The following is a 4,911-nucleotide window of genomic DNA, read 5'->3' as shown; positions in this document are numbered from 1 at the left end:
TGCATTATTCATGAAGACTTTGGAAAATCCTCGAAAGCCTTGGCAAGAAGTTCATCTAGCGATCTGGCTGAAAAACAGTCTGTTTTTTGAGATGTCCTCACAATCAGGTTTTTGCCAGTTGGTGAATAATGCAGGCTAGTATTACGTTTACTGAAGCCGGGGGATGCTCGCGCCCAAGTTCTCAATCAAATCCCTAGTTCTAAGACAGATTTCGAGCCATTGTTTCAGGTCAATCAAGAATTAGCAGCGGGAAACATTTATATTGCCGATTATACGGGTACGGACATTAATTATCTCGGTCCCTCTTTGGTTCAAGGGGGAACCCATGCCAAAGGGCGAAAATATTTACCGAAACCCAGGGCCTTCTTTTGGTGGCGGAAAAGTGGCATCAGAGATCGGGGCAAATTAGTTCCGATCGCTATCCAATTTGGGGAAAATGCGGAAAAGCTTTATACTCCTTTTGAGAAAAACCCCCTTGCTTGGCTATTTGCCAAAATTTGTGTTCAGGTGGCCGATAGCAATCACCACGAGATGAATTCCCATCTCTGTCGAACTCATTTTGTCATGGAACCGATCGCGATCGGCACGGCCCGGCAACTGGCAGAAAATCATCCCCTCAGTCTTCTGCTTAAGCCACACCTAAGATTTATGTTAACGAACAACCATCTGGGACAAGAGAGACTGATCAACCCTGGTGGACCGGTGGATGAATTATTGGCCGGCACCTTGGGCGAGTCGATGGCACTGGTTAAGGATGCCTACGCAAACTGGAATCTTCGAGACTTTGCCTTTCCTAAAGAAATAAGTAACCGGGGTATGGACGATACGGAACGACTACCCCACTACCCTTACCGGGATGATGGGATGCTGGTTTGGCAGTCTATTAATCAGTTTGTTTCTGATTATCTCCATTATTTTTACCCAAACCCCCAAGACATCACTAACGATCAAGAATTGCAAGCATGGGCCGGAGAATTATCTAATTCTGCGGCAGATCAAGGGGGCAATGTGAAGGGAATGCCGGCCAATTTTACGGATGTAGAGGACTTAATTGAAGTCGTTACCACAATGATTTTTATCTGCGGGCCACTGCATTCGGCTGTTAACTATGGTCAGTATGATTACATGACTTTTGCCGCTAATATGCCCTTGGCCGCTTACTGTGATCTTCCAGAAGCGATTAAGGATACTACAGGATCAATAATTGGAGATGCCAGAGGATCAATTACCGAAAAAGACATTCTTCAGCTATTGCCTCCTTATAAAAAGGCTGCCGATCAGTTACAAAGTCTGTTCACTTTATCCGACTATCGATACGATCGATTGGGCTATTACGATAAAGCTTTTCGAGAACTCTATGGCCGGAAGTTTGAGGAGGTTTTTGCCGAGGGTGATCAAGCAACAATTACGGGCTTCCTTCGACAATTTCAGCAAAATCTCAATATGAACGAACAAGAGATTGATGCCAATAATCAAAAACGGATCGTACCCTATACCTATCTAAAACCTTCTCTAATACTCAATAGCATCAGCATTTAAGTCTAAGATAATATCTCTAAGCTTGGCTTTCAAGTTCTGCTATTTTACCCTGAAAAAAATCCCCCGGTCTTAGGGGGGATTTTTATTAGTTAAGCTTCGCCGATTGGCTGGATTAGGAAAGCTTAATCCACTGGAAAACATGATCCACTCAATCGGGACAAAAAGAAGCCGCTAACGTCGGTTAAATTGCCTTTTTTATATAACTCATTCCCCCTTAATTGAATAAGTTGGGGGGGAATTTTATAGATTAATTTTCGGCTTCATTTTCTAAAATTTCCTGTAATTGTGAACGCAATGGAGTTAGATTATTTTCAATCGTCCGCCAAGCAATTGCCAATTCTACCCGAAAATATTCATGAAAAATGACATTTCGCATATTTCCCATTAAACGCCAAGGAATTTGAGAATAACGCAATTGTACCTCACTAGGAATATTTCTAGATGCCTCACCAATAATTCCTAAATTATAAAGAACTGCTTTAAGAGTCACTCGATTTGAGCTAAAATCTTCAAAGGTCATATTAGTCGTCCATTCCAAGATTTCATCAATGGATTCAATAATATCTTGAAGACGAAGTTGCCAATCTCTAAAAGGCATTAATCACATCCTTTAATACAGGTTGTCGTAAATGTTCTTTTAAAGAATCTTGAGTACCTAAATCAACAGAACATCCTAATATATCTTCTAAGTAAAGTCGTACCTCGATAAACTCAAATAACCCTACCGCTTTACTAAATTCTACCAATAAATCTACATCACTGTCAAAACGTGCTTCATCCCTTGCTACTGAACCAAATAGAGACAGAGATTTTACCCCTAGTTTTTCTAATTGTTCTCGGTGTTTTGCGAGAATTGTTAGTACCTCATCTCGTTTCATGGCTATTTCCTGAAATCTGATTCCTTCATTGTAACCTTAATGGTTGTCTCGTTGATATTGGCTCTCATGATGAAGTTTATTAAAATAGAAATTATTATTGAACTTAGAAATGCTCTGCCAGTGCCAAATACCACCATTAATTAGGTTGCTTAGGTTTTTTAAGTTGCTCTTTAACTAATTCTAAGGGAAGTTTTAATACTCTAGCAATTTGTTCTACGGTTAAGCCTTCTTTCATCAATTCTGTAGCGATTTCGAGTTTATATTCTTCAGCAAGATTAGATTTTTGCAATTGATTTTCTGGTAGTTGATTACAGATATGACCTTTATTAATTTGGACACCGTTAACGACATTATTGTTAGCGACATTATAATAATACCTTCGCAGACTAGACCTAAGATTGGCTTTATTAACTTCTTCTTCTAGAATTTCCGATAAGGTTTTCCATAGCTTACCAGCTACATCCTTAACATATTTCTCGGAACGATGATGATTTTTAGCGATTTCTGTATATTTTTGATGGTTAATCACCCCTTCTAAGATTTCAGACTGAACATCATCTAAATTCTCTCCTGTATAGGAAAAGATGAGATTATCAACAGTTGTAATTAAAGAGTGAATATCAAAATTGTTCATTGTTAAACACAGAATCCAGATTAATAAGCTTTTACCTGACATTATATGACATTATAAGGTGTACGGTCAATTTAATATTATTTTTAGATTTAAGTTATTTGTCTTAATACTGCTTTATATAGCTTTATATAACTTTAAAAGTCTTGACAGTTAATTGTGGGGTGTTTATTATTCCAGAAAGATTTTTTTAATCTCAACACACTAAACAAGGAGCAAAACTATGCTTAAATACCTTTCGACAATTATCATAACAAACTTAGCTATTTTAGGAACTATAACTGAGGTCTATGGGGCTAATCTTTGGTCAATTACTATTCAGAATGATACGGGTGGAGATGTTAATGATGCTCATTTCCGTTTTCAACAAAAAGTTAAGAATGTAACCATTAAGTATGGCGACACTATGCGTAATTGCACTCCCAAAAATCCTGATCCTGATGGTAAAGGGTTAATTTTTGATTGTCCAGTTCCAGTACCTGCCGATAATTTTGTTGTTCCTGGGACTGGTGATACTAGCAAAAAACGAGCGGAATTATTATACGACAGCGACTGTTCTAAATGTAGGCCAGTTTTAGGCAAAGCAACTTATTGGACAGCAGATGGAGTGAATGTAGGCGAAATAAAAAACATTTTTGGTGCTACTACACGAATTGGTAGAAATTCACCTTTATCTTTATTTCTTTCTAATGAAGAGTCTTTTGCCGTCACTTATGATAGTATTCAAGTCTTTGAGGGAAATGATCTATTAAACTTTAACCTGAATGATTTCGCAATACCCACAGGTACTCTAGTAAGTGGTTTACCTAGCTCAATTACGCTCCAACCAGGTACATCAACCATTATTGATCTTAGTGGTATTGTTGAAAATCCCTTAACTTATTTGCTTGCAACAGCTTCATTCTTTCCTGTAGGTAGTCCTAGCGAAGCTGCTAGTTTTTCTACAGCCTATGATTATTCTAAAGAAGTATGTATTCCTGAACCTTCTTCTATATTAGGAGTGTTATCCCTTGGAATACTTGGTGCAGGTGCAACCCTAAAACGGAAAGTAAAACGCTCTAATTCCCTCGAAAAATAACCCACTAACGTTGGTTAAATTGCTTTTTTTATATAACTGATTCCCCCTTAATTTTAGCCCAGTTGAGGGGGATTTTTAGGCTCTTGCTTCTCCCTCTTGTATTTTTAACTGAATATTTGCTATAATAAACAAAGGGTAAGCATCAATCATCTTCAAGCGATAGAAACTATTATTGAGGAACGACAAAATGAACTTAGAAATGCTTGGACAAAACACTTCTCAAGCTGAAGTAACTCATATTTCTTCCCATGGAATATGGATTCTGGCAAACAATGAAGAAATGTTTCTTTCCTATCAAGATTTTCCTTGGTTTCAAGATGTCACTATTAGAAAAATTTTAAATATACAAGAGCCTTTTCCCAATCATTTTTATTGGCCAGATTTAGATGTAGATTTAAGCAAAGAAATTATTAAAAATCCTGAAAGATTTCCTTTGAAAGCTAAAGCCTAGTTTTTATCTTTAATTAAGTGCGATCCCGAAGGCACTGCGTAGCATCACGCTGATCTTGTAGGGTGCGTTCCCTAATGCAACTTCTACCGCCCCACCGATCGATTTTTGGGGAACGCACCATGCAGATTTATTGAAGCTGTGGGTTTAAGTGCAATGCCGAAGGCACTGGGTAGCAGCCAATCTTGTAGAGACTTAGTAGGATGGCATTAGCTCATCCTACAGACCTGTGAGATATTATAGAGAAGTCTCCAGAAGTCAAATCGCAATCGGGAGTTAGTATATGCAAGCAATCCTTTTAAGCCGTGAAGAAGTTGCTCAACGTGCAGAGAAACTG

Annotated in this window: 6 protein-coding genes; 3 read left to right on the top strand and 3 right to left on the bottom strand. The window is 38.2% G+C overall.

The genetic code is table 11. From position 1 onward, the window contains the following. The first annotated feature begins 219 nt into the window (after positions 1-219). Entirely contained in the window at positions 220-1,539 is a 1,320-nt protein-coding gene (locus tag IM496_RS22015; RefSeq protein WP_287663345.1) for a lipoxygenase family protein, read from the top strand. A 247-nt stretch (positions 1,540-1,786) separates the two neighbouring features. Here IM496_RS22015 and IM496_RS22010 read toward each other — a convergent pair whose 3' ends face one another. From IM496_RS22010 to IM496_RS22000, 3 genes are all read right to left on the bottom strand, one after another. Next, positions 1,787-2,137 carry a HepT-like ribonuclease domain-containing protein gene (locus IM496_RS22010; protein ID WP_272077896.1) on the bottom strand — a complete coding sequence of 117 codons (351 nt, stop codon included), beginning with the start codon at positions 2,135-2,137 and terminating at the stop codon, positions 1,787-1,789. After that, positions 2,127-2,417 (bottom strand): nucleotidyltransferase family protein, encoded by a 291-nt coding sequence (locus IM496_RS22005; protein WP_002757283.1) that lies wholly within the window; start codon positions 2,415-2,417, stop codon positions 2,127-2,129. Before IM496_RS22005 ends, IM496_RS22010 begins: the two co-directional genes overlap by 11 nt. A 136-nt stretch (positions 2,418-2,553) precedes the next feature. After that, the gene (locus IM496_RS22000; RefSeq protein ID WP_194013721.1) at positions 2,554-3,051 is read right to left on the bottom strand and encodes a helix-turn-helix domain-containing protein; all 498 of its coding nucleotides are present in this window, start codon (positions 3,049-3,051) and stop codon (positions 2,554-2,556) included. A gap of 220 nt (positions 3,052-3,271) precedes the next feature. Between IM496_RS22000 and IM496_RS21995 the strand changes: the two genes are divergently transcribed. Beyond that, complete coding sequence (locus IM496_RS21995) at positions 3,272-4,126, top strand: PEP-CTERM sorting domain-containing protein (RefSeq protein WP_287663342.1); 855 nt, start codon at positions 3,272-3,274, stop codon at positions 4,124-4,126. Between the two features lie 187 nt (positions 4,127-4,313). Then, the gene (locus IM496_RS21990; protein ID WP_194013723.1) at positions 4,314-4,577 is read left to right on the top strand and encodes a DUF2442 domain-containing protein; all 264 of its coding nucleotides are present in this window, start codon (positions 4,314-4,316) and stop codon (positions 4,575-4,577) included. Positions 4,578-4,911 lie beyond the last annotated feature (334 nt).

The organism is Microcystis sp. M049S2, from assembly GCF_020245625.1.
Lineage (GTDB): Bacteria > Cyanobacteriota > Cyanobacteriia > Cyanobacteriales > Microcystaceae > Microcystis > Microcystis ichthyoblabe_A.
The sequence above is the reverse complement of the archived record's forward strand: the minus strand, read 5'-3'. Positions and strand labels throughout refer to the sequence as shown.

Coding starts and splice junctions, on each gene's coding strand:
- IM496_RS22010 (WP_272077896.1), bottom strand. CDS start 2,137: ATGCCTTTTAGAGATTGGCAACTTCGTCTTCAAGATATTATTGAATCC.
- IM496_RS21990 (WP_194013723.1), top strand. CDS start 4,314: ATGAACTTAGAAATGCTTGGACAAAACACTTCTCAAGCTGAAGTAACT.
- IM496_RS22000 (WP_194013721.1), bottom strand. CDS start 3,051: ATGAACAATTTTGATATTCACTCTTTAATTACAACTGTTGATAATCTC.
- IM496_RS21995 (WP_287663342.1), top strand. CDS start 3,272: ATGCTTAAATACCTTTCGACAATTATCATAACAAACTTAGCTATTTTA.
- IM496_RS22005 (WP_002757283.1), bottom strand. CDS start 2,417: ATGAAACGAGATGAGGTACTAACAATTCTCGCAAAACACCGAGAACAA.